Source organism: Streptomyces racemochromogenes (genome assembly GCF_039535215.1).
Lineage (GTDB): Bacteria > Actinomycetota > Actinomycetes > Streptomycetales > Streptomycetaceae > Streptomyces > Streptomyces racemochromogenes.
This window is the reverse complement of the sequence record NZ_BAAAWT010000001.1, coordinates 353,470-375,692: the sequence shown is the minus strand read 5'-3', so window position 1 is coordinate 375,692 and position 22,223 is coordinate 353,470. Positions and strand designations below refer to the sequence as shown.

Below are 22,223 nucleotides of genomic sequence, written 5' to 3'. Positions count from 1 at the left end.
CGCGGGGGGCTTCGCGCATGGCACAGTGCCAGGAGCACAGCCGCCGGACCAGGGAGCCCCCATGCGTGAACCGCACACCGCGCCGCCGGTACTCGCCGCACCGGCCTCCCCGCTGCCGGCCTGTCCGCGGTGCGCGGACGCGCCCGAGCGGATCTCCTGGCGCCAGCGCCCGGGCGAACCGGTCGTCCTGGTCTTCGACCCCTGCGGCCACCGCTGGACGTCCCCCGCCCCGCCCGTCCTGGCGGTCACCCCCTGAGGGGGTGTTGCGCCCTAACGGGCTCCGAGCACCGCGGCGATCCGCAGGGCGAACGCCTCCTCGCCGAGGATCTCGATCCCGGCGGCCTCGGCCCTGGCCACCTTGCCGCCGGCCTTCTCCCCGGCCACCAGCAGGGTCGTCCTGCCCGACAGGGAGCCGGAGGACCGGCCGCCGGCCCGCTCGATGAGCTCGCGGACCCGGTCGCGGGTGTCGTACGCGGCCAGGGCGCCGGTCATCTTCCCGGTGACCACCACGTTCTGGCCGGCCAGCGGCCCCGCGTCCGCCCCGCCCGCCGGCGCCGCGGCCGCCACCTGCGGTTCGACCGGGCGGACGCCCGCCGCCGCCAGCTTGTCGATGACCGGGCCCAGTTCCGCGACCTGCGCCACGATCGCCGCCGCCTTCCTCTCCCCGACCAGCTCCACGGCCGTCATCGCCGCCGCGTCCGCCGCCCGCACCGCGTCCATCGTCCCGAAGTGGCGGGCGATCCGCCGGGACATGCCCCGCCCGGTCCCCACCACGCCCAGCGCGCAGAACACCCGCGACAGCGGCAGCGCCTTCGCCGCCTCGATCCGCTCCGCGAGCTTCACGGCCCGCTTCTCGCTCCCGGCGGCCCGCGCCAGCGCCGCCGGGTCCAGCGTGAACAGGTCCGCCACGTCGCGCACCCCCTCCTCCTCGACCAGGGCCCGTACGTACCGCTCGCCCAGCCCGTCGATGTCCAGCTGGTCGCGCCCGGCGGCGTACAGGATCGCGGCGATCCGCCCGCAGTCCGCGGGCTGCGCGCACCGCCACCGCTCCTGCGAGCGGTCGATCTCCCCCTGGCAGCCGGGGCACACCTCGGGCACCGCGACCGGCCGCTCCGCCCCGGTCCGCAGCTCCACCACCGGGGCCTCCACCCGGGGGATCACGTCACCGGCCTTGTAGACCGTCACCGTGTCGCCGATCAGCAGGCCCCGGCGCGCGATGTCGGCGGGGTTGTGCAGGGTGGCGTGCCGCACCACGGAGCCGTCGACCTCCACCGGCTCCAGCACGGCGGTCGGCGCGAGCACCCCCGTACGGCCCACCGCCCAGGTCACGTCCAGCAGCCGGGTCCGCCGCTCGACGGCCGCCAGCTTGTACGCGGTCGCCCAGTGCGGGTGGCGCGAACCGGTGCCGGCCGCCGCCTGCTCGGACAGCGAGTCCAGCTTGACGACGACCCCGTCGATCCCGAAGGGCAGCCCGGCGCGCATCCCCGCGATCCGGTCCACCTGCTCCTGCGCCCCCGCCGCGGTGGCCGCCACCGTCAGCCCGGCCGCCGTGTCCGCGGCGGTGCGGACGCCGGCCGCCGCCACGTACGCCATGACCTCGGAGTGAGTGGTGCCCGGCAGGGCCGTGCCGCCCTCCAGTTCCACCGCGCCGAAGGCCCAGAAGCTCATCTCCACCGTGTACGCGCGTCCCTTGGCCCGCAGCGTGCCCGCCGCCCCGTTGCGGGCGTTGGAGAAGGGGCCCGCCCCGTGCTCCGCGCGTATCCGGTTCGCCCGCTCGAACTGCTCCGCCGTCAGCAGCACCTCGCCGCGCACCTCGAAGGTGGCCTCCACGGCCAGCCGAGGGGGCAGCCCGGCGATGGTGCCGATGGCGTGCGAGACGTCCTCGCCGCTGGTGCCGTCGCCCCGGGTCACGAGCTGGACCAGCCGGCCGGCGCGGTAACGGGCCGCCAGCGAGGCCCCGTCCAGCTTCGGCTCCACCGCGTACCCGCCGGTGACGGGCCCGCCCAGGCGTCTGACCAGCGAGGCCTCCCAGTCCAGCAGGTCCTGCGGGCCGAAGGCGTTGGCCAGCGAGAGCATCGCCGCCGTGTGCGCCACCTCCCCGCCGGCCACGGCCCCGCCCGCGACCTTGCCCGTGGGGGAGGCCGGGTCCACGTGCTCCGGGTAGGCGGCCTCGTACGCCTGGATCAGGGACACGAGCAGGTCGAAGGAGGCGTCGTCGAGCGGGGAATCGCCCGAGCCGTAGTAGGCCGCGGAGGCCTTCACGGCGGTGGCGATTGCGTCGGCGTACTCGTCACGGCCGGCCAGCGCCGACACGGTGGTGATCGTCATGCCGTGATCGTCGCGCACGGGTCTGACAACGGCGGGGCCCGGCCGCCCGCGGCGACCTCGTATCCTGCACCTGACACACCTGTGATCAGCATCGACGAGCCGTGCCGCGCGACGGGCGCCGGCCGGCGGGAACGGGAGAACCCTGATGGACGTGCAGCACTTCGAGCGGATCACCGCGTTCATCGAGGCCCGGCTCACCCCGCTGTTCGACGCGGAGACCGGCAGCGAGCGCGGATTCGCGATGGACGACACCTCCCGCGCCCTGCGCGCGCTGCGCAACAGCGTGCTGGAGGCCTCCGCCGTCAAGGGGCTCATCGCGACGCGGGAGACCGCCGAGCCGCTCCTGCGCAAGGTCATCGACCAGTCCGTGGAGCACCACTGGGACGTGCTGCGCGGCATCGCCCGCCAGTGGGAGGACCACGCCGACTTCCAGCGGGAGTTCAAGCGCCACGCGTGGGAGCTCGACGAGGCCCCCGCCTCCGCCTGAGCCCGGACGCGCGGCGCGCCCGCACACCGGCTGGCTACCGGCTGGGCGCGCCGCCGATCAGGTAGCCGACGCGGCGCTCCAGCCCGCCCCAGCGGCGGTCGTGCCGGTACGCCCGCTTGATGGTGCGGGCCCGGGTCCTGGGGCGGTGCCCGTAGAAGCGGCGCGCCCACGGCGAGGCCGGGCGGGCCAGCCGTACCGCCGCGAACAGGGCGATCACCGGGACGACCACCCCGAACACCGCGAGCCGGGGCTTGCCCTTGAACAGGGCCACCGCCGCGAGCAGCAGGTTGAACAGCACGGTGGCGCCGAGGAACAGACGGTTCGCCTGCTGGTCCTCGGTCAGCCCGTCCACGCCCAGCGGCAGGAACCCGCACAGCAGCAGGCCGGCCAGGGCGGAGGTCATGACCACCACCTCGACGCTGAGGGTGCCCTCCTCGGTCCAGTAGACGTCGCTCAGGTGCAGGATCAGCGCGAACTCGTCCAGGACCAGGCCCGTGCCCATCCCGAACAGCACGGCCGCCACCCAGGAACCCCACCCCGTACGGCCGCCCGCGATGGCGGTGAAGCCGCCGACGGTCATCAGGATCACGCCGGGGACGCAGTGGTGCACGTGCAGGCCGCCCGGGGTGACGTTGCGGAACGGCCCCTTGCCGGCCCGGATCATCCGGGTGACGACCCGGGTCACCGTGAACGTCACCACGAACGCCGACAGCGCCAGGAGCAGGGGCAGTTTCCCCGGCTCCAGGATGTTGCGGTACCACCAGTCGCCCATGCCGTCACCCTCCCGGCCCCGGCCGCGCCGCGCACCGCGAGGACCGCCGTTCGGGCGCCCGGGTCAGGCGGTCGCGCCCGTCGGGTCCGGCTGGGGCCCGGCCTGTGCCTCCCGGGCGGCCCGGCGGCGCTGCGCGTCCTCGTCGGTGTCCGCGTCGTAGGAGATCAGCTTCGGCAGCAGGGCGGCCAGCAGCGCCACGGACGCCACGCACGCGAGCCCGCCGCTCCAGAACGCCGGCCGGGTCCCCGTCCAGCCCGCCATGGTGCCCGCCCGGACCTGTCCGAGCTGGGGGCCGACGCTGTACGAGAGCACCTCGATCCCCGCGAGGCGTCCCCGCAGCTCCTCCGGGATCGTCTGGTTCCAGATCGTGGAGCGGCCCAGCGCGCTCAGCATGTCGCCGGCGCCCGCCGCCGCGAGGCACAGGAGCACCAGCCAGATGCTCGAGAACCAGCCCGCCGCCGCGATGGCCAGTCCCCACGCGGCCGCTCCGAAGACCACCAGCAGTCCGTGCCGGCGCACCCCCGACACCCAGCCGCTGGTCAGTCCCAGCACGAGCGAGCCCACGGCGCCCGCCGCGTACATCAGACCCAGGGCCCACACGGCGTCCAGTTCGTCGGCCAGGAACGGGAAGATCGTGTTCGGGAACGCGAAGAACATGGCCGCCAGGTCGACGGCGTACGTGCCCAGCAGCACCGGCCGGCTCCACGCGTACCGGGCGCCCTCGGCGATGCCCCGCAGCGAGGGCCGCTCCGCGCCCCCGGCCGGCGGTGCCGGGCTGAGCCGCGCGCACAGCGCCACCGAGACGGCGAAGCCCGCCACGGTCACCGCGTAGGCAGACGCGTAGCCGGCGTACGCGACGACCACACCGGCCAGCGCCGGGCCTGCGATCGCCCCGAACTGGTAGCGCAGCGCGTTGAGCGCGGCGGCCGCGCTGAGCTGGTCGTGCGGCACGATCCGGGCCATCAGCGAGTCCAGCGCCGGACGCTGGAGGCCGGTCAGCGCCGACACCCCGGCCGCCACCACGTACAGCGGCCACAGCAGCGGGTCCGGCAGCAGCGAGTTCACCAGGAGCACCAGTGCGAGCAGCCCGAGCCCGGCCTCGGTCAGCAGGATCAGCCGGCGCCGGTCCACCGCGTCGGCCAGCGCCCCGCCGTACAGCCCGCAGACCACCAGCGGGACCAGCTCCACCGCGCCCATGGCACCGACCGCCAGCGGCGAGTCCGTCAGGTGCTTGATCTGGAGCGGCAGGGCGATCATCGCCATGAAGGAGCCGAAGAAGGTGACCGTCCCCTGGAAGAACAGCAGCCGGAAGTCACGGCCGGAACGCCAGGGGGCCAGGTCGGGCAGTACGGAGGCCAAGCGGGATCTGCTCACGGCCGACCATCCTGCGCGGCGGGCGCACACCCGGGCAACGCATTTTCGCCCCGGACGGGTCAAAACGGCACCCGGGGCGTGGCAGCGGCCGCCGCCGGTGGCACCCATGGGTCATGCCGCCGGTGTCCCCGTTCCTGCGTACGGCCGCCGCCTACGCCTGGCGCCTGCTGGTCGTGGGCGGGGCGGTCTACGCCGTGTTCTCGCTGCTCGGCCGCTTCCACGAGATCGGCGTGGCGCTCTTCCTCGGCCTCGTGGTGACCGCCCTCCTGTCGCCGCCCACCCGGGGCCTGGCCCGGATCCTGCCCCGCTCCGCGGCCGTCGCGGTCACCCTCGTCGGCAGCACCGTCCTGCTGCTGGGCATCCTCGCGCTGGTCGGCGAAGCGGTGGCGGGGGAGAGCACCACCCTGGTCCGGGAGTTCCGCGAGGGCCTGGCCAGCATCGAGACATGGCTGGAGCGGCCGCCCTTCCGGCTGGACCCGGGAGCGCTCACCGGCCTCCAGGCCAAGATCGGCGACTACCTGTCCACGCACCGCTCGACCCTGCTGAGCACGGCGGTGAGCGGAGCCGGCCACGTGGTGCAGGTGCTCACCGTGCTGGCGCTCGCGGTGTTCTCCTCGGTGTTCTTCCTGCACGGCGGCGGCCGCCAGTGGGCATGGTTCTGCGCCCAGCTGCCCGAGCGGGCGCGCGGCCGCACGGCGCTCGCCGGGAGCGCGGCCTGGCGTACGTTCACCGGGTACACGCACGGGATCGTGCTGGTCGCGGCGACCAACGCGGTGCTCGTGGGGGTGGCGCTGTACTTGCTCGGGGTGCCGCTCGCCCTCCCGCTGGCCCTGCTGGAGTTCTTCGCGGCCTTCGTGCCCCTGGTGGGATCGCCCGTCGCCCTCGCGGTCGCCGCAGTGGTGGCGCTGGCGGCGCGGGGGCCGGTCATCGCGGCGGTGGTGATCGCGCTGATCGTGGTGATCGGGCAGATCGAGGGGCACCTGCTGCACCCGCTGGTGATGAGCTGGGCCGTGCGCCTGCACCCGCTCGTCGTGGCCGTCTCGGTCGTCGCCGGGGCCATCGCGGCCGGCGTGGTCGGCGCGGTGGTCGCGGTCCCGCTGGTCTCGGTGGCCTGGTCGGTCTACTGCGCCCTGCGCTCCGGGGCCGGCGAGCCGGGGGACGAACCGGCGCCGGCGCGGCCCCCGGAGCCCGAGCCGGGCCCGGACGGCTGATCCGCCGCGACGCGTCTACCGTAGGACCTGGAGGTGGTTGCCATGGCGGAGCACGCCGAGGGTGCGGCGGCGCGGAAGCTGGAGGACGGCCGGCTGCTCAAGGAGCTGGAGACCATCCACCGCACGCGCCACGAGACCCTGCTGCACGGCTCGGACGACGCGCTGGCCACGCACACCCAGCGGCTGAAGGAGCTGGAGGACGAGTACGTCCGCCGCCACCCGGACCGGGCCCGCTCCGCGGCCCGTACCCGCTCGGGGGCCCGCGCCCGCACCCCGGGCGAGGGCTGAGGCCCGCCCCCCGCACATTGGTCCGCCCCGCGAATGCGCGGGGCGGCAGTGGGCTTGTGCCCGGGGGCGGCCCCGTGAAACCCGGGGAGCGGCCGGCTCCCCGCGCTTGCCGGACGAGGACCCTGCTATGAGTCTTCGTTGCTCCGATTGAGACATCCTTGTATCATTCGGGGCGACGGAGACTCATTCTGGTGCGCACAGGCACCCCCTCGAACGGAATTCCATGCACACCCCCACGCGGGACCCCCGCCGCTGGATCGTCCTCGCGATCCTCTCCGGCAGCCTCCTGCTCATCTCGATGGACACCACGATCCTCAACGTGGCCTTCCCCTCGCTCGTCGCCGATCTCCAGCCCGGAGCCGTGCAGCAGCTGTGGATCATCGACGTCTACGCCCTCGCGCTGTCCGGACTGCTCGTCACCGCCGGAGCCCTCGGCGACCGCTGGGGCCGCAAGCGGCTGCTGATGGCGGGCTTCGGCATCTTCTCCGCCGCCTCGCTGATCGCCGTGTTCTCCACCGAGGCCTGGCACGTGATCGCCGCCCGCGCCCTGCTCGGCGTCGGCGGCGCGGCGATCATGCCGGCCACCCTCTCGATCCTGCGCAGCGTCTTCACCGACGCCAAGGAGCGCGCCTTCGCCCTCGCCGTCTGGGCCGCCGTGTTCGGCGGCGGCATGGCCTTCGGCCCCGTCGTCGGCGGCCTCCTCGTCCAGGACCACGGATGGCACTCCGCCTTCCTCCTGAACCTCCCCGTCGCCGCCGTCATCGTCGCCGCCGGCCTGCGGTACCTGCCCGAATCGCGCGCCCCGCGCGGCGACGGCGCCTGGGACTGGTGGGGCGTCGCCCAGTCCGTCGCCGGCATGCTCGCCCTCGCGGGCGGCATCAAGCAGCTCGGCAAGAGCGGCATCGCCGACCCGCTGTCCTGGGCCCTGCTCGCCCTCGCCGCCGTCGCGCTCACCGTCTTCGTCCGCCGCCAGCTGCGCCTGGAGCACCCGCTGCTCCAGGTGCGGCTGTTCGCCAAGCCCGCCTTCAGCGTCGCCGCCACCGCGATCTTCCTCCCGATGGTCGGCATGGGCGCGGTCCTCTTCCTCGTCACCCAGTGGTTCCAGTACGGCCAGGGCTACACCCCGCTGGAGGCCGGACTGCGGCTCCTGCCCGCCCCGCTGGCGCTGATCTGCGCCTCGATGGTGGCCCCCGCCCTGATGCAGCGCCACCCCGTGCGGCACGTGCTGGGCGCCGGACTCGTGGTCCTCGCGGCCGGCATGGCGATGCCCTGGACCGTCCAGCAGTTCACCGAGCCCGGATACGCGGCCTTCGCGGCCGGCCTGACCGTCATGGGGCTCGGCGCAGGCCTCGCCACCACCGTGGCCTCCGTCACCCTGGTCTCCGCCGCACCCGCCGACCAGGTCTCCAGCGCCGCCGCCATCGAGGAGACCTGCTACGAACTCGGCTCCGCGATGGGCGTCGCCATCCTCGGCAGCACCGCCGCCGCGCTCTACCGGGGCAACCTGCCGGTGCTCGACCTGGACGGCCCCGCCGCGAACGCCGTACGGGACTCGGTCGGCGAGGCGGCGCACACCGCCGAGCGGCTCGGCGGCGCGGTCGGCCAGACCCTCCTGGAGACCGCCACGCACGCCTACACCCTGGCGATCACCCCGGCCTTCCTCCTGGCCGCGGCCCTCGCCGTCGCCGCCGCGGCCACCGCCTGGGCGCTGATCCCGCGCGACCTCCGGCCCACCGAGAACCACTGACCGGCCGGCCCCACCCCGGCGCGGCCTCAGCGAGGCGGCGCCGGGAGCGGGGCCAGGTGCGCCGGGGCCGCCGGCGCCGGGCCCAGGGTGGTGGTGCCCGGCGCCGCGCGGTGCCCGAGTCCGGTGCGGTAGGCGTCCATCGCCGCCTCCGTACGACCCTCCCTGCGCAGCAGGTCGCCCAGCAGCCTGCACAGGTCCGCCATGTCCCCGCCCGCCCCGCTGCGCTCCAGCAGCGCCAGAGCCCGTACGTAGTGCTCCTCGGCCGCCTCGGCGTCCCCGCGCTCCTCGGCGATCAGCCCCAGCAGCCGGTGCGCGCCGCCCGCGTGCACCGCGCCCGGGCCCGAACCCTCCTCCAGCAGCCCCGATACCAGCCCGGCGGCCTCCTCGTAGCGGCCCAGGCGGCGCAGCACGTCGGCCAGTTCCACCTCCACCTGCGCGGTGTAGAGCGCCGCCCGCCGTGCCACCAGCATCTCCCGTGCGGTCCGCAACTCCCGCTCCGCCGCCGCCAGTTCCCCGTGCTGCGCCTGGACGTAGCCGCGCATCCAGTGGCAGTGCGCCAGATCGGTCCGCAGCCGCAGCTGCCGGTACACCGCCTGGGCCTTCGCGAGCGAGGCGTCGGCGTCGGCCACCCGGCCCTCGGTCAGGAAGGTCCGCGCCACCTGCCGGTGCATCCCCGCCACCAGCGCCGGATCACCGACCTGGGGAGCCAGTGCCAGCGCCAGCTCCGCCGCGTGGGCCGCGCGGGCGTGGGCGCCCATGTCGATGTACGGGCCGATGACCGCCGAGTACAGCAGCACCAGCGCCTCCGGGTCCCCGAGCCCGCCCGCGTTCAGGGCGTCGATCGCCGACTCCAGCAGGTAGCAGGCGTAGCGCAGCTCCCCGGCCAGCAGGTGGGCGACCGCGCGGCCCCGGACCGCCCGGGCCCGGCGGGGCAGCGGCTGGTCCGCCAGCAGCAGCTCCGCCGCCTCGAAGTGCCGTGCCGCGTCCGCCAGTTCCCCGGCCTCCAGCGCGCAGTCGCCGAGCCCGAGCAGCGCCTCGGCCCGCTCGTCGGCCAGCTCCAGCCGCTCGGCCTCGGCCAGCAGCCGCCGGAACTGCGCCGCGGCCTCCCCCGCGGGGCCGGTGGCCAGAGCGCGCTGGGCGTCGGTCAGGGCGAGCCGCAGCTCGGTGGCCAGGTGGGCCGGACGGCCCGTGGCGAGTTCCTCGTACGAGGTGCCGAGCCGCCCGGCGAGGAAGCGCAGCGCGGTTTCGGAGGGGCGCACCTTGCCGGACTCCAGGGTCGACACGTACGCCGGGGTGTAGGAGGGCTGTGCCAACTGCCGCTGGGTGAGACCGCGTTCGGTGCGCAGCCGCTGTACCCGGCGTCCGATCTCGGCCGGCTCGTCCATGAATTCCCCCTGTTGTCGCCCTGCTCGTGCCAACTCCCCAGTATCGAACCGGAGTCGGCCATTGCGCACGGTCCGGCGCGCCGCCTAGTTTAAGCAGCCGGTTCAGCAGAGTTAATCCAATGCTTAACACCCTGCCCGACTCCTTTTCCCCACGGAGGACTTCATGAGGCGAACCGTCCGGCCGACCCTGCGCACGGCGCTCGCCGCGGCCTGCGCGAGCGCCGCGCTGCTGGCCGCCGCTGCCGCCCCCGCGACCGCCGCCGACCCGCCCCGCCCGGCCGGCGTGCGCGTCGAGATACCCGGGCCGGAAGACGGCGGCGACGCCGGGTCCGGCCACGCCCTGGTACCCGCCGCCGGGCGGTCCCAGGCCGCACCCCGCCTCTCCGAGGCCGCGCGCGCCGCCGACGGCCGGGTCACCAAGACGATCGACAACGGCCCCACCGCGGACCGGCTCGACGTCGTCGTCATCGGCGACGGCTACACCGCCGGCGAACTGGACCGCTTCCACGCGGACGCCCGCGCCAAATGGGCCGAGGTCACCGCCGTCGAGCCGTACACCACCTACCGCGACCTCTTCAACGTCTGGACCGTCGACGCCGTCTCCGCCCAGTCCGGGGTCTCCGGCGACCCGGGCCCCGACACCGTCCGGGACACCGCGCTCGGCTCGTACTTCTGGTGCGAGTCCATCGAGCGGCTGCTCTGCGTGGACCAGCCCAAGGTGGACGCGTACGTCGCCAGGGCACCCGCCGCCGACCTCGTCATCGTCCTCGCCAACAGCGCCAAGTACGGTGGCGCGGGATACAACGAACCCAGTGCCGCCCTCGGCTACGAGGGCATCTCGACCGCCTCCGCCGGCCACCCCAAGTCGGGCCAGGTCGCCATCCACGAGACCGGCCACTCCCTCGGCAAGCTCGCCGACGAGTACTTCTACCCGGGCGTCCCCGGCTACGAGAAGTACACCGGCGCCGAACCCGGCGACCCCAACACCTCCACCCTCGACGCCGGCCGGATGGCGGCGGAGCGGACCAAGTGGTACCGCTGGCTCGGCGAGACCTCACCCGACGGCGGCACGGTCGGCGCCTACGAGGGCGGCGGCTACTACGTCACCGGCCTCTACCGGCCCACCGACAACTCCCTGATGCGGGTCCTCGGCAAGCCCTTCAACCTCCCCGGCGTCGAGGCCATGACCACCGGCTTCCACCGGCACGCGCGCCTGGCCACCCCGCTCACCCCCACCGACCGCACCCTGCGGCTGCGGCACACCGCCAAGGTGACCGTCCCCCGCCTGCACGGCCCGGACGGACGGCAGCCGGAGATCCGCTGGTACCTCGACGGCCGCGAGCTCAAGCGTTTCGCGGGACGCACCGAGGTCCGCGTCGCCGAACTGTGGCTGCTCGACCTGCGCGGCCACAAGCTGTCGGTCGGCGTCGCCGACCGCACCCCCTCGGTCCGCGACCCCGAAGCCGCCCGCGCACTGACCACCAGCCTCACCTGGGACGTCCGGCTCTGAACGCGCCCCGCTCACGGAGCGGGTGACCGCGTGAAGGACAGGGAGTCCCACAGGGCGCAGTGGTGCTCCGCCGCCGCGTCGACCGGGCGGACCCCGCCCGGTCCCGGCGCCAGCTCCAGCACCGAGCGGGAGCCCGGTGCGAACCGGGGCCAGGCGGGGGCGCCCGGCACGTTCGGCGCCCCCGTGCCGGCGAAGCGCGTCCAGTAGCCGGTCATCCGGCCCGACAGAGCCCGCTGCGGCTCCGCCAGCGCCACCGTGGTGAACAGATAGGGCAGTTCGAAGCCGTGCGCCGCCCCGAAGGGGAAGCCGGCGGGCTCCGGCAGCCCGGTGAAGTCCGGCGCCCCCCGGTCGGCGAACAGGTACTGGTACACCGGCACGTGCCGGGCCAGCGCCCGGCCGTCCCGCAGCGTCGGGCAGGTGAAGGAGGCGTCGGTGAGCAGCGCGGCCCACGCCAGCGACGGCGTCGCGAAGGCGTCCGGCGGGTACGCGGCCCCCACCTCGGCGGCCGCCGCGCCGAAGGAGGTCCGCAGCCGCGCCCGGTAGCCCTCCTCGCCGCCCACCGGATACGCCGCCAGCGTCTGCGCCAGGAACAGCCGCATCTCGTCGAGGTTGCTCCCCTGCACCACCGGCACCCGCTGGAACCGCCCCGCCGCCAGCGCCCGCGCCGGCTCCAGCGGCAGCAGGGCGTTGCCGTACGCGACCCCCGAGAACCGCTCCATCAGCTCCGCCGTCAGCAGCCGGCCCGTGTCCAGGGCGCGCAGGCACTCCAGCACCCGCCCCTTTGGCCGGCCGCCGCAGCCGAGGGAGGACGCCGCGGTCGCGCCGGCCGCGACCGTGCGCTCCTCGGGCACGAAGGGCTCGTACGTCCCCACCGACGGCAGCACCGAGTACGGCGGCATCGTCGTCGAGCAGGAGCCGCTCTGCACGGCCGCCCGGTGGAAGAGGCCCGCCGAGGCGGGGGAGACCAGGTGCGCGCAGACGCTCAAGGCGCCCGCCGACTCCCCGAAGACGGTGACCCGGCCCGGATCACCCCCGAAACCGGCCGCGTTCGCCCGCACCCAGCGCAGCGCCGCCTGCTGGTCGGCGAGCCCGAAGTCCGGGGCGCCGCCCAGCTCGGGGTGGCCGAAGAACCCGAAGACGCCGAGCCGGTAGTTGACCGTCACCACCACCACACCGCCCGCGGCCACCAGCGGCTCCGGCCGGTACGCGTCCCCCGAGCCGAAGCGGAAGCCGCCGCCGTGGAACCACACCATCACCGGCCGCGCCCGCCCCCGCCCCGCCGGGGCGGTCACGTTCAGGAACAGGCAGTCCTCCGAGCCGGCCGGCCCGCCCGGCCCGAGTGCCGGCAGCTGCGCGCAGCGCGCCCCCGGAGCCCCGGCGTCCAGCACCCCCGTCCGGCGCGGCGCCGGCCGCGGCGGACGCCAGCGCAGCGGGCCGGTCGGCGCCGCCGCGTACGGGATTCCCTCGAACGTGTCGTACGCCCCGTGCCCGCGGCCGCGAACGGGTCCCTCGGCGGTCCGCACCTGCGGCCGCTCCCCGCTTCCGGCCCCCGCCACCGCGGCCGGCGGCCCCGAGGCGGCGGCACCGGGCATCAGCAGGACCAGCGCGGGCAACAGCGCGCCCAGCAGCCCGCGGTGGACGCGGCGGCGGCGGGCGGGACGGGGATCCGGCACGGCTCAGCCCCTCCTCGACGGTCGGTCAGGCCACTGTGCGCGCCGCCGCCGCACCCGTCCCGCCCCGCCCCCGGCGTGTCCGGCCCGGGGCGCGGACACGCCGGGACGCCCCCCCGTTTGCCCGCCCCGAATGGCGCAGTCGTCGCCGGTGCCGCTGAATGTAACAAAGCGTGCGATTCCCATGACGCACGATGACCGGCGCGCGATGTGTAGACCCGCGCGTCGGCGAACGGAGCTTTCCATGAATGACCCCAGCACCCTCGCGGCGACGGACCACGGCGACCGCGACGGGTTCCCCGCCACCCCGCACCCCACCGACGGACCCGCGCCCCCGGCCCCCGAGGCCGCCCCGGACCCGCCGTCCGCCGGCCCGGCCCCGGCCGGACCGGACCCCGCACCCGGCCCCGCCCCGCACCCCGCCGCCCCGCACCCCGAGCCCGTCCGCACCCTGCTGGAGACGGCGGCCACCTGCCGGCCCGTCGAGGAGGTCACCGCGCTGGTCAGCCTCCTGAAGGAGAGCGGCCGGCTCGACACTCCGGGGCACGACGCGCTCCGCGCCGCCGCCGTCGCCCGGCCCGTGGACGACGTCCGCCACATGGTCGCCCTGCTGGGCGAACACCCCCTGGAGGAGGCCGAGGCCGACATCACCCTGCGGGCGGCGGCCGTCGGCCGGCCCATCGAGGACGTGGCCCTGCTGGCCAGCATCCTCGGCCCCGACGGCACCCCCCGCACGGACCCGCCCCCCGAGCGGACGGACCTGCCCCCGCCACCGCAGGACCCGGCTGCGGCGGCCGCCGCGCCGGAGCCGGTGCGGGCCCCCGCCGCGCAGGCCGCCGCGGCCGTCGCCGCGCCGGCACCGCCCGAGGACGAGCGGGCGCCGGCCGGGACGGACCGGGCGCCCATAGCGCCGGACCGGTCCGCCGCCGCGCCGGACCGGAGCCCCGCCGCCGCCCCGGGGGAGGGCGCGCTGGGCCACGTACTGCGCTGGCCGACCGCCGCCGTACTGCTGCTGTGCGGGGTCCTCCACCTCCCCGGCAACCTGGCCCGGCCGCCCGCGCCGGAGACCCTGGCCGCGCTCGCGGTCTCCCTGCTCTGCCTGGCACTGGGGGCCCTGCTCGCCGTGCGCGACACCCCGGCGGTCTGGCGGGTGGCGGCGGTGGCCGCGCTCGCCGTGGTCACCCTGCACGTCGTGGGCGGCCTGGTGCTCTTCGACCCGCTCGAAGGCGCCCTCGGCGGGCCCTACGCATGGTCCGGCGTCACCGCCGTGCTCTGCGCCGGCACCGGCGCCGTGCTGGCCGGGCTGGCCCTCACCTACCGCCGCCCGTCCACCGGCACGGGAGGCTGACCCGGGCACCCGCCCACCGACGGGCCCCGGCCGCTCATCGCGCGGCCGGGGCCCTTCCCGTTTCCCGCGGTTTCCCGCCGTTTCCCGCCTACGACCGGGTCCAGGCGAGCAGCCGCTCGGCGGGCCAGGTGTTGACCACCCGATCCACCGGAACCCCGCACTCCGCCGCCCGCGCGCAGCCCAGGATCTGCCAGTCCAGCTGGCCCGGCGCGTGCGCGTCGGTGTCGACCGCGAAGAGGGTGCCCGCCGCGACGGCCATCCGCAGCAGCCGTCGGGGCGGGTCGAGGCGCTCGGGACGGCTGTTGACCTCCACGGCCGTGCCCGACTCCGCGCACGCCGCGAAGACGGCCTCGGCGTCGAAGACCGACTCGGGACGGGTCCGGCCCGTGACCAGCCGGCCCGTGCAGTGCCCGAGGACGTCCAGCAGCGGATTGCGCACCGCCTTGAGCAGCCGGCGCGTCATCGCGGGCGACTCCATCCGCAGCTTCGAGTGGACGGATCCCACCACCAGGTCGAGCTGCTCCAGCAGCTCCGGCTCCTGGTCGAGGGAGCCGTCGAGGAGGATGTCGCACTCGATCCCGGTCAGCAGGCGGAACGGTGCCCACCGCGCGTTCAGCTCCGCCACCACCCGAAGCTGCTCGCGCAGCCGCTCCGGCGACAGCCCCCGGGCGACCTTCAGGCTCGGCGAGTGGTCCGTCAGCACCGCCCACTCGTGCCCCAGCTCCGCCGCGGCCCGCCCCATCGCCTCGATCGGGCTCCCGCCGTCGGACCAGTCCGAGTGCAGGTGGCAGTCCCCGCGCAGGGCGGCGCGCAGCGCGGTGGCGGCCGCGGACGGGGGCGGCCCCTGCGGCACCGCCGCGGCCTCCTCCTCCAGGGCGCCCAGGTATTCGGGGATCCCGCCGGCCAGCGCCTCGCGCACCACCTTGGCGGTCTTGGGGCCGATGCCCTTGACCGCCTCCAGCGAGCCGGCCGCGGCGCGCTCGGCGGTCTCCCGTTCGCCCAGGTGCGCCACGGCGGCCGCCGCCGTACGGAAGGCCCGCACCCGGTAGGTCGGTGCCTGCGCGCGCTCCAGCAGGAACGCGATCCGGTCCAGTGCCGCCACCGGGTCCATGGCGTACCTCCTCCCGGACCCAGTCTCCCCGCGGGGCCGGGGACCGGCGAGCGGACCCGTCAGCGCGGGCCGTCCTCCCGCGGCGGGGGCGGGCCGACCCGCTCCGTCAGGGTGAACAGGGCCCCGTCCGGGTCGCGGAGCAGCAGGAAGCGTTCGGTGCCGTCCGAGGTGACCACCGACACGGCGCGCCCGCCGAGGTCGAGCGCCGACTCCACGGCGGAGTCCAGGTCCGCGACCCGGAAGTGCACGTGCCAGCGGGCCCGTGTGTGCGGGGTGTAGGCGCCCTGCTCGGCCGGGCCGCTGTCCAGCCGGGCCACCGGCTCCCCGCCCTGCCGCAGGACGACCCGCTCCTCCTCGTACGAGACCTCACAGCACCCCTCGCGCCCCGTGGCCCACTCCAGCACCTCGCCGTAGAACAGCGCGGCGTCGAAGGCGTTGCGGGTCCGCAGCTCCAGCCAGGCCGGGGCCGGTCCCACGCCCACGCGCCAGCCCGAGGAGACGGGCCCCTGCCAGACCCCGAAGACCGCGCCGTCCGGGTCGGCGACCAGCGCGGCCCGCCCGCCCCCGGGGAAGGAGACCGGGCCCACCGCGACCGTGCCGGCGCGCTCGCGGATCCGGGCGGCCGCCACGTCCACGTCGTCGACCGCGAAGTACGGGGTCCAGGCCACCGCCACCGCCAGATCCGTGGCCAGCGCCCCGATCCCGGCCACCGGTACACCGTCCATCACGGCCACCGAGAAGGCCGCGCCCAGCCGGGCCCGGCGGAAGCTCCACCCCACCACCGCCGCGTAGAAGCGCTGGGACGCCTCCAGGTCGCGGGCCATCAGACTCACCCAGCAGGGGGCCCCGAAGACGTCCTTCGCAGAAATTTCCACACGACAAGGAGTAGCGTCCGTGCCCCCTCGCCGCAGCGCAGGCGCGCCCGGAGGTCACCACCAGTACGCGGGGTACCTCGGAGCGCCGCGGCGGATGCGGGAACCGGCGTAGCCGGTGAGGACCAGCAGCACGGTCGACCCGAACAGCAGCGGGACGAACCGGGCGGGCGCCGGGCTCTGGAGCACGGTCACCACGGCCGTGGCCACCGCCGGGGAGTGCGGGGTGCGGGCCAGCGTCAGCAGGGCCAGGGTGAGTCCGGCCGCCAGGGCCGCCGCCCAGGCGCTGCTTCCCGCCGCGGCCAGGACCGCGAAACCGGTGGCAGCGCCGATCAGGTGCCCGATGACCACCCCGCGCGGCTGGGCCAGCGGCAGGGTGGGGGCGCTGTGCACCAGCGCGGCGCTCGCGGCCAGCGGGGGTATCAGCACCGGCTCGTGGATCATCGCGCCGATCCCCACCAGGACCAGCAGGACGGTGGTGGCGGCGCTGACGCTGTGGACGGCGGCGGCCGTGCTCGGCCGGGCGGGGGCCCGGGGCGTGATCAGGCGCCTGCGCGGGGAGGGGACGGGGGCGGGGGCGTCGCCGGGGGCGTCGGCGACGGTGGTGCTGGGGTGCATGCGGGGCAGGTTTCCGTACGGGCGGGGCAGGGAGGCAGGAGCGGCCGCGCCTGGACGGTGATCGACCGTCGGCCGGGCCCGGGGCGCGTCCGCGGACACCCCCTTGCGCCCGATCCGGTCGAGGACGGCGCAATCCGGACACGACCCTACCGCCCGGGCCCGCGGGCGACGCCGCCGGGGTGTGGCCGGGGTGCGACGGGAGGGACTGCGGGCAGTCGGAACACAAACAGCGGATCGGCCGGAAACGGTCGGCCGTGATCGTGTATGACTGCGGAGGCACGAGCTCGCGGCAGGGAAGGACCAGCCATGACGACGCACCCGCACCTCGCCGGGATCCTCACGGACCTCGACGCGGTGATCGCCGAAGCCCCCGCCGACGCGACCGGCGCCCTGTGGCGGCTGACCGGAACCGGGCGCGGCCTGGACGCCAACCTGATCCGGCTGCGTCCGGGAACGGTCATCGCGGAGCACGCGGAGCCCGCCCTCGACGTCCTGCTGGTCGTGGTGGAGGGCGGCGGCCGGCTCGACACCGAGGACGGCCCGCACCGGCTGCGCCCGCACACCGCCTGCTGGCTCGCGCGCGGCGCCCGGCGCTCCCTGACCGCCGGCCCGCAGGGGCTGGCGTACCTCACCGTCCACACCCGGCGCCCCGGCCTCGGCATCGGCACCGCCGAAGGCGGGGAGACGGCGTGCCTGCTGCACCGGGTCTGCCCCGACTGCGGCCGCCTCGCCACGGAGTCCGCCGCCCGCTACTGCTCCCGCTGCGGCACCCCCCTCCCGGACTGACCACCCCGGCCCCGGCCCGCCGCCCGGAACCTACCGGCCACGTCCGGAGCACTCGGGCCCGTTCGGCGGTCACAGTGGTCCCACGGCCCCTACGCTCGGAGCGGACACCCGGCCCCCTTCCCGGAAGGCAGGTCCCCATGCCCCGCACCCAGGTACCCGTCATCGACCTCGGGCCGTGGCGCTCCGGCGACCCCGCCGCCCGTTCCCGGACCGCCGCCCGCGTCGACGAGGCGCTCCAGACGGCCGGCTTCCTGCTGGTCACCGGGCACGGCGTGGACCCGGAACTGCCCGCCCGGATCCGCGAGGCCGCCCGCGCCTTCTTCAGGCTGCCGCCCGAGGCGAAGCAGCCGTACGCCGTGAGCGTCGGCGGGCGCGGCTGGCTCGGTCCCGGGGCGGAGGCCAACAGCTACGCGGAGGGGACGGCCTCGCCGCCCGACCTGAAGGAGTCCTGGTCCTGGGCGGCCGAGGAGCCGACGGGGGTGGCCGCGGTGGACGCCGAGTGGTTCCGCCCCAACACCTGGCCCGCCGAGGTGCCGGCGCTGCGGCCGCCGGTGGCCGAGTACCTGGCCGCCATGCGGGCCCTCTCGGACGAACTGCTGGAGCTGCTGGCCGTCGCCCTGGCCCTGCCCGCGGACCACTTCACCCGGCACACCGGGCACCCCACCTGGGGGTTCAACGTCAACTGGTACCCGGGTGCCGAGGTGACCGGCGAGCCGCTGCCCGGGCAGTTCCGCATCGGGCCGCACACCGACTTCGGGACGGTGACCGTCCTGGACCGCGAGAGGGGCGCGGGCGGCCTGCAGATCCACACCGACGAGGGCGGCTGGCAGGACGCACCCTGGGACCCGGCGGCGCTCACCGTCAACATCGGAGACCTGCTGGCCCGCTGGACCGGGGACCGCTGGCGGGCCGGCCGCCACCGGGTGCTGCCGCCGCCCGCGCACGCCCCGGCCGAGGAGCTGCTGTCGCTGGTCTACTTCTACGAGTGCGACGCGCACACCCGCGTCGAGTCCCTGCCCGCCCCGGTCGGCCGGGTGGCGCACGAGCCGGTCGACTCGCACGTCTACCTCCGGGCGAAGCTGGACGCCATCACGGTGCCCTGAGGGCGGCCTCCCGCGCGGTCCGGGCGGGCCCGATTACCCCTGGTCGGACCGCGTTCGGCAGGATGTGGGCATGACCGAGATCCGCACCCCCCGCCTCCTCCTCCGCCGCTGGACCGACGACGACCTCGTCCCCCTCTCGGAGATCCACGCAGACCCGGACGTGATGCGCTGGACCGGCGACGGCTCCGCGCTCGGCCTGGAGGAGACCGCCGACGCCATCGAGCGCTGGGAGGAGGAGTGGGACGACGAGGGCTTCGGCCTGTTCGCCGTCGAGCTCCTCGCCTCCGGCGAGCTGATCGGGGCCGTCGGCCTGTCCGCCGCCGACGACCTGCCCGAGACGCGGCACCAGGTGCAGATCAGCTGGCGCCTGGGCCGGCCCTTCTGGGGCCAGGGCTACGCCTCCGAAGCGGCCCAGGCGGCCCTGGAGTTCGCCCTCCAGGACCGGGGCCTCGACCGGGTCGTCGCCGTCAACCGGGTCGGCAACGAGGAGTCCGCGAACGTGATCCGCAAGCTCGGCATGGAGAGCGACGGGGAGACCTCCGACCCGGAGACCGGAGCCCGGGTCACCCTCCACAGCATCGACCTCAGCGAGTACGAGGCCTGAGCCGCCCCAAAGCCCGGCTTTGGCACCCCATAAGATCCGGTTATGGGGTCATAACCCGGGGGCGGGTGCCGGGTTAGGGTGGCCTTAGTTTAGGGTTTCCTTGATCAGTCAGATTGTCGGTCGAAGGGAACCCAGTCATGCCTCGCTCTCTGCGGGTAGCAATCGTCGGTGCCGGCCCCGCCGGTATCTACGCGGCCGACGCGCTGCTGAAGTCCGAGGCGGCGGCCGACCCCGGTGTGTCCATCGACCTCTTCGAGCGGATGCCCGCGCCCTTCGGCCTGATCCGTTACGGCGTGGCCCCCGACCACCCGCGGATCAAGGGCATCATCACCGCCCTGCACCAGGTGCTCGACAAGCCGCAGGTCCGCCTCTTCGGCAACGTCGACTACCCCGGCGACATCTCGCTGGACGAGCTGCGCACCTTCTACGACGCCGTCGTCTTCTCCACCGGCGCCACCGCGGACCGCGCCCTCGGCATCCCGGGCGTCGACCTCGACGGCTCCTACGGCGCGGCCGACTTCGTCTCCTGGTACGACGGCCACCCGGACGTGCCGCGCACCTGGCCCCTGGAGGCCGAGAAGGTCGCCGTCCTCGGCGTCGGCAACGTGGCCCTCGACGTCGCCCGCATCCTCGCCAAGACCGCCGACGAGCTGCTCCCGACCGAGATCCCGGCGAACGTGTACGACGGCCTCAAGGCCAACAAGGCCCTGGAGGTCCACGTCTTCGGCCGCCGCGGACCGGCCCAGGCGAAGTTCAGCCCGATGGAGCTGCGCGAGCTCGACCACTCGCCCAACATCGAGGTCATCGTCAACCCCGAGGACATCGAGTACGACGAGGGCTCGATCGCCGAGCGGCGCAAGAACAAGCAGACCGACATGGTCGCCAAGACCCTGGAGAACTGGGCGATCCGCGACATCGGCGACCGCCCGCACAAGCTGTTCCTGCACTTCTTCGAGTCCCCGTCGGAGATCCTCGGCGAGGACGGCAAGGTCGTCGGCCTGCGCACCGAGCGCACCGAGCTGGACGGCACGGGCAACGTCAAGGGCACCGGCCGGTTCACCGACTGGGACGTCCAGTCCGTCTACCGGGCCGTCGGCTACCTCTCCGACGAACTGCCCAAGCTGCCCTGGGACGTGGAGTCCGGCACGGTGCCCGATGAGGGCGGCCGCGTCATCGAGAACGGCGGGCACCTCGCCTCGACGTACGTCACCGGCTGGATCCGGCGCGGCCCGATCGGCCTGATCGGCCACACCAAGGGCGACGCGAACGAGACCGTGGCCAACCTGCTGGCCGACCACGCCGAGGGGCGTCTGCTGACCCCCGCCGCCCCCGAGCCGGAGGCGGTCGAGGCCTTCCTCGCCGAGCGGCGGGTCCGCTACACGACCTGGGAGGGCTGGTACAAGCTGGACGCCGCCGAGAAGGCGCTGGGCGAGCCGCAGGGCCGCGAGCGCGTGAAGATCGTGGAGCGCGAGGAGATGCTCGGGGCGAGCGGCGCCTGAGACCACGGGTGGGGCCCGCCGTCGGCGGGCCCCACCGGCGTGTCCGGGATCAGTCCCGGATGGCGGTGATCTTCCTGGTCGCCAGGTCGGCCTGGACGTGGACCGTCGTGGTGGTGTTCGCGCTCCAGGTCAGCGTGACCGCGGCGTTGGTCTTGCCCATCCCGCTGTCCACCGACGTCACCTTCCACTCGAGCGGCACGTTCTGGGCGCGCAGCACCCCGTCGGCGTGGTGGGTGTCCTCCCACTGCCGCAGCTCCCGCCGCAGGGGCTCCGAGAGGTAGAACGCGCGCAGCCGGTCGGCGGTGGCACCGTCCCCGTCGTAGACCGCGTCGACGTACGAGCCGTAGAAGTCGGCGATCCGGGTGAACGCCCCCTCGGGGCTGCCGGAGACGGACGGCGGCGCCGCCGCGGTCGCGGAGGTGCCCGCGGCGACGGCCAGGGACAGGGCGGCCGCACCCGCGGCGGCGGTGAGGGCGAGGGACGTGACGCGCTTGGTCGGGAGCTGGAGCATGGGTCGTGGCCTTTCCCCGGGATCGCGTGCCGGTACGTTTCCCGGCTGCCCCGGATGACGGACCCCGAACGCGCACCGGTTCTACTTGTCCCGGAAATGGCGAGATTTCGCCCGTACGGGCGATCCGTTCCGCCGCGTCGTGCGACGGCGGAATGCGGCGCCCCGCCAGGAGGTTGCGACGGACGCGACATCCGACTCCGTACGCACTGGAGAGCTCATGAAGATCGGCATCATCGGCGCCGGCAACATCGGCGGCAACCTCACCCGCCGGCTCACCTCGCTCGGCCACCAGGTCTCCGTCGCCAACTCCCGGGGCCCGCAGACCCTCACCGCCCTCGCGGAGGAGACCGGGGCCACCCCCGTCACCGTCGCCGAGGCGGCGCGCGGCGCCGAGATCGTGGTGGTCACCATCCCCTTCAAGAACATCCCCGACCTGCCCGCCGGACTCTTCGACGGGGCGGCCGAGGGCTTCACCGTCATCGACACCGGCAACTACTACCCGAAGCAGCGCGACGGCCGGATCGCCGGCGTCGAGGACGAGGGCCTGACCGAGAGCCGCTGGACCGAACGCCACCTCGGGCACCCGGTGGTGAAGGCCTTCAACGGCACCTACGCGGCGGACATCATCGACCGGGCGCGGCCCGCCGGGCACCCCGAGCGGATCGCGCTCCCCGTCGCCGGCGACCACGAGGAGGCCAAGAAGACGGTCCGTGAACTCATCGACGAGCTCGGTTTTGACACCGTCGACGCGGGCGGCCTCGACGAGTCCTGGCGCCAGCAGCCCAACACCCCCGTCTACGGGCTGCGCGGCGGCGTCGAGGCCGTGACCCGGGCCCTGGCCGAGGCGTCACCCGTTCGCACGGACGAGTTCCGCGGCTGATTCCGTACACCCGGTCGATGTAACGCTCTGCGTTTGCCCGGGACCCCTGTGCTACGGTCCTGGCAGTTGCAGGTGTGGTTCCCGCGGTTCTTCGGACGGGGTCAATCATCACGGCGACG

21 protein-coding genes are annotated in these 22,223 nt (G+C 75.2%); 12 read left to right on the top strand and 9 right to left on the bottom strand.

Annotation, left to right across the window (positions count from 1 at the left end; genetic code table 11):
* The first annotated feature begins 61 nt into the window (after nucleotides 1-61).
* Nucleotides 62-256, top strand: a complete 195-nt coding sequence (locus ABD973_RS01825; RefSeq protein WP_125596623.1) for a hypothetical protein — start codon at nucleotides 62-64, stop codon at nucleotides 254-256.
* A 14-nt stretch (nucleotides 257-270) separates the two neighbouring features.
* Here ABD973_RS01825 and ligA read toward each other — a convergent pair whose 3' ends face one another.
* A complete protein-coding gene (ligA, locus tag ABD973_RS01820; RefSeq protein WP_125823516.1) occupies nucleotides 271-2,328 on the bottom strand; it encodes an NAD-dependent DNA ligase LigA in 2,058 nt (685 codons plus the stop codon).
* Nucleotides 2,329-2,473: 145 nt separating this feature from the next.
* On the opposite strand from ligA, the gene ABD973_RS01815 reads away from it, so the two are divergent.
* Complete coding sequence (locus ABD973_RS01815) at nucleotides 2,474-2,815, top strand: hypothetical protein (RefSeq protein ID WP_125823517.1); 342 nt, start codon at nucleotides 2,474-2,476, stop codon at nucleotides 2,813-2,815.
* 34 nt (nucleotides 2,816-2,849) lie between these two features.
* Here ABD973_RS01815 and ABD973_RS01810 read toward each other — a convergent pair whose 3' ends face one another.
* Entirely contained in the window at nucleotides 2,850-3,587 is a 738-nt protein-coding gene (locus tag ABD973_RS01810) for a hypothetical protein (RefSeq protein WP_125823518.1), read from the bottom strand.
* A gap of 63 nt (nucleotides 3,588-3,650) precedes the next feature.
* Nucleotides 3,651-4,961, bottom strand: a complete 1,311-nt coding sequence (locus ABD973_RS01805; protein ID WP_125596633.1) for an MFS transporter — start codon at nucleotides 4,959-4,961, stop codon at nucleotides 3,651-3,653.
* A gap of 113 nt (nucleotides 4,962-5,074) precedes the next feature.
* Between ABD973_RS01805 and ABD973_RS01800 the strand changes: the two genes are divergently transcribed.
* The 3 genes from ABD973_RS01800 to ABD973_RS01790 all read left to right on the top strand — a co-directional run bounded on the left by ABD973_RS01800 (nucleotide 5,075) and on the right by ABD973_RS01790 (nucleotide 8,207).
* Nucleotides 5,075-6,172 (top strand): AI-2E family transporter, encoded by a 1,098-nt coding sequence (locus ABD973_RS01800; protein ID WP_125823519.1) that lies wholly within the window; start codon nucleotides 5,075-5,077, stop codon nucleotides 6,170-6,172.
* A 42-nt stretch (nucleotides 6,173-6,214) separates the two neighbouring features.
* Nucleotides 6,215-6,460 carry a DUF6158 family protein gene (locus ABD973_RS01795; RefSeq protein WP_125596639.1) on the top strand — a complete coding sequence of 82 codons (246 nt, stop codon included), beginning with the start codon at nucleotides 6,215-6,217 and terminating at the stop codon, nucleotides 6,458-6,460.
* A gap of 223 nt (nucleotides 6,461-6,683) precedes the next feature.
* Entirely contained in the window at nucleotides 6,684-8,207 is a 1,524-nt protein-coding gene (locus ABD973_RS01790; RefSeq protein ID WP_125823520.1) for an MFS transporter, read from the top strand.
* A 26-nt stretch (nucleotides 8,208-8,233) separates the two neighbouring features.
* On the opposite strand, the gene ABD973_RS01785 is transcribed toward ABD973_RS01790, so the two are convergent.
* Nucleotides 8,234-9,592: a tetratricopeptide repeat protein gene (locus ABD973_RS01785; RefSeq protein ID WP_125823521.1), complete on the bottom strand. Its 1,359-nt coding sequence runs from the start codon at nucleotides 9,590-9,592 to the stop codon at nucleotides 8,234-8,236.
* Nucleotides 9,593-9,755: 163 nt separating this feature from the next.
* Here ABD973_RS01785 and ABD973_RS01780 point away from each other — a divergent pair, with 163 nt between their 5' ends.
* The gene (locus ABD973_RS01780; RefSeq protein ID WP_125823522.1) at nucleotides 9,756-11,102 is read left to right on the top strand and encodes a M64 family metallopeptidase; all 1,347 of its coding nucleotides are present in this window, start codon (nucleotides 9,756-9,758) and stop codon (nucleotides 11,100-11,102) included.
* Between the two features lie 11 nt (nucleotides 11,103-11,113).
* Here the strand turns inward: ABD973_RS01780 and ABD973_RS01775 are convergent, their stop codons facing one another.
* Nucleotides 11,114-12,775, bottom strand: a complete 1,662-nt coding sequence (locus ABD973_RS01775; RefSeq protein WP_345497917.1) for a carboxylesterase/lipase family protein — start codon at nucleotides 12,773-12,775, stop codon at nucleotides 11,114-11,116.
* Between the two features lie 241 nt (nucleotides 12,776-13,016).
* On the opposite strand from ABD973_RS01775, the gene ABD973_RS01770 reads away from it, so the two are divergent.
* Nucleotides 13,017-14,120, top strand: a complete 1,104-nt coding sequence (locus ABD973_RS01770) for a hypothetical protein (RefSeq protein ID WP_345497915.1) — start codon at nucleotides 13,017-13,019, stop codon at nucleotides 14,118-14,120.
* A gap of 88 nt (nucleotides 14,121-14,208) precedes the next feature.
* Here the strand turns inward: ABD973_RS01770 and ABD973_RS01765 are convergent, their stop codons facing one another.
* From ABD973_RS01765 to ABD973_RS01755, 3 genes are all read right to left on the bottom strand, one after another.
* Nucleotides 14,209-15,231, bottom strand: coding sequence for a PHP domain-containing protein (locus tag ABD973_RS01765; protein ID WP_125823524.1), 1,023 nt, complete (start codon nucleotides 15,229-15,231; stop codon nucleotides 14,209-14,211).
* Nucleotides 15,232-15,290: 59 nt separating this feature from the next.
* Nucleotides 15,291-16,055, bottom strand: a complete 765-nt coding sequence (locus ABD973_RS01760; protein WP_125824314.1) for a VOC family protein — start codon at nucleotides 16,053-16,055, stop codon at nucleotides 15,291-15,293.
* Nucleotides 16,056-16,160: 105 nt separating this feature from the next.
* Nucleotides 16,161-16,721: an HPP family protein gene (locus tag ABD973_RS01755; protein ID WP_345497912.1), complete on the bottom strand. Its 561-nt coding sequence runs from the start codon at nucleotides 16,719-16,721 to the stop codon at nucleotides 16,161-16,163.
* A gap of 306 nt (nucleotides 16,722-17,027) precedes the next feature.
* On the opposite strand from ABD973_RS01755, the gene ABD973_RS01750 reads away from it, so the two are divergent.
* From ABD973_RS01750 to ABD973_RS01735, 4 genes are all read left to right on the top strand, one after another.
* Nucleotides 17,028-17,507, top strand: a complete 480-nt coding sequence (locus ABD973_RS01750; protein WP_125603133.1) for a hypothetical protein — start codon at nucleotides 17,028-17,030, stop codon at nucleotides 17,505-17,507.
* A gap of 137 nt (nucleotides 17,508-17,644) precedes the next feature.
* Nucleotides 17,645-18,610 carry an isopenicillin N synthase family dioxygenase gene (locus tag ABD973_RS01745; protein ID WP_125823526.1) on the top strand — a complete coding sequence of 322 codons (966 nt, stop codon included), beginning with the start codon at nucleotides 17,645-17,647 and terminating at the stop codon, nucleotides 18,608-18,610.
* A 70-nt stretch (nucleotides 18,611-18,680) separates the two neighbouring features.
* Nucleotides 18,681-19,214: a GNAT family N-acetyltransferase gene (locus ABD973_RS01740; protein ID WP_125603135.1), complete on the top strand. Its 534-nt coding sequence runs from the start codon at nucleotides 18,681-18,683 to the stop codon at nucleotides 19,212-19,214.
* Nucleotides 19,215-19,351: 137 nt separating this feature from the next.
* Nucleotides 19,352-20,713 (top strand): FAD-dependent oxidoreductase, encoded by a 1,362-nt coding sequence (locus tag ABD973_RS01735; RefSeq protein ID WP_125823527.1) that lies wholly within the window; start codon nucleotides 19,352-19,354, stop codon nucleotides 20,711-20,713.
* 49 nt (nucleotides 20,714-20,762) lie between these two features.
* On the opposite strand, the gene ABD973_RS01730 is transcribed toward ABD973_RS01735, so the two are convergent.
* Entirely contained in the window at nucleotides 20,763-21,224 is a 462-nt protein-coding gene (locus ABD973_RS01730; RefSeq protein WP_125823528.1) for a hypothetical protein, read from the bottom strand.
* Nucleotides 21,225-21,363: 139 nt separating this feature from the next.
* On the opposite strand from ABD973_RS01730, the gene ABD973_RS01725 reads away from it, so the two are divergent.
* On the top strand, nucleotides 21,364-22,104 hold the full coding sequence (locus ABD973_RS01725) for an NADPH-dependent F420 reductase (protein ID WP_277607519.1): 741 nt from the start codon (nucleotides 21,364-21,366) through the stop codon (nucleotides 22,102-22,104).
* Nucleotides 22,105-22,223 lie beyond the last annotated feature (119 nt).

What these genes read in the sequence shown, in the direction of transcription:
- ABD973_RS01825 (WP_125596623.1), top strand. Translation starts at nt 62, where the DNA reads ATGCGTGAACCGCACACCGCGCCGCCGGTACTCGCCGCACCGGCCTCC.
- ligA (WP_125823516.1), bottom strand. Translation starts at nt 2,328, where the DNA reads ATGACGATCACCACCGTGTCGGCGCTGGCCGGCCGTGACGAGTACGCC.
- ABD973_RS01815 (WP_125823517.1), top strand. Translation starts at nt 2,474, where the DNA reads ATGGACGTGCAGCACTTCGAGCGGATCACCGCGTTCATCGAGGCCCGG.
- ABD973_RS01810 (WP_125823518.1), bottom strand. Translation starts at nt 3,587, where the DNA reads ATGGGCGACTGGTGGTACCGCAACATCCTGGAGCCGGGGAAACTGCCC.
- ABD973_RS01800 (WP_125823519.1), top strand. Translation starts at nt 5,075, where the DNA reads ATGCCGCCGGTGTCCCCGTTCCTGCGTACGGCCGCCGCCTACGCCTGG.
- ABD973_RS01795 (WP_125596639.1), top strand. Translation starts at nt 6,215, where the DNA reads ATGGCGGAGCACGCCGAGGGTGCGGCGGCGCGGAAGCTGGAGGACGGC.
- ABD973_RS01790 (WP_125823520.1), top strand. Translation starts at nt 6,684, where the DNA reads ATGCACACCCCCACGCGGGACCCCCGCCGCTGGATCGTCCTCGCGATC.
- ABD973_RS01785 (WP_125823521.1), bottom strand. Translation starts at nt 9,592, where the DNA reads ATGGACGAGCCGGCCGAGATCGGACGCCGGGTACAGCGGCTGCGCACC.
- ABD973_RS01780 (WP_125823522.1), top strand. Translation starts at nt 9,756, where the DNA reads ATGAGGCGAACCGTCCGGCCGACCCTGCGCACGGCGCTCGCCGCGGCC.
- ABD973_RS01770 (WP_345497915.1), top strand. Translation starts at nt 13,017, where the DNA reads ATGAATGACCCCAGCACCCTCGCGGCGACGGACCACGGCGACCGCGAC.
- ABD973_RS01765 (WP_125823524.1), bottom strand. Translation starts at nt 15,231, where the DNA reads ATGGACCCGGTGGCGGCACTGGACCGGATCGCGTTCCTGCTGGAGCGC.
- ABD973_RS01760 (WP_125824314.1), bottom strand. Translation starts at nt 16,055, where the DNA reads ATGGCCCGCGACCTGGAGGCGTCCCAGCGCTTCTACGCGGCGGTGGTG.
- ABD973_RS01755 (WP_345497912.1), bottom strand. Translation starts at nt 16,721, where the DNA reads ATGCACCCCAGCACCACCGTCGCCGACGCCCCCGGCGACGCCCCCGCC.
- ABD973_RS01750 (WP_125603133.1), top strand. Translation starts at nt 17,028, where the DNA reads ATGACGACGCACCCGCACCTCGCCGGGATCCTCACGGACCTCGACGCG.
- ABD973_RS01745 (WP_125823526.1), top strand. Translation starts at nt 17,645, where the DNA reads ATGCCCCGCACCCAGGTACCCGTCATCGACCTCGGGCCGTGGCGCTCC.
- ABD973_RS01740 (WP_125603135.1), top strand. Translation starts at nt 18,681, where the DNA reads ATGACCGAGATCCGCACCCCCCGCCTCCTCCTCCGCCGCTGGACCGAC.
- ABD973_RS01735 (WP_125823527.1), top strand. Translation starts at nt 19,352, where the DNA reads ATGCCTCGCTCTCTGCGGGTAGCAATCGTCGGTGCCGGCCCCGCCGGT.
- ABD973_RS01730 (WP_125823528.1), bottom strand. Translation starts at nt 21,224, where the DNA reads ATGCTCCAGCTCCCGACCAAGCGCGTCACGTCCCTCGCCCTCACCGCC.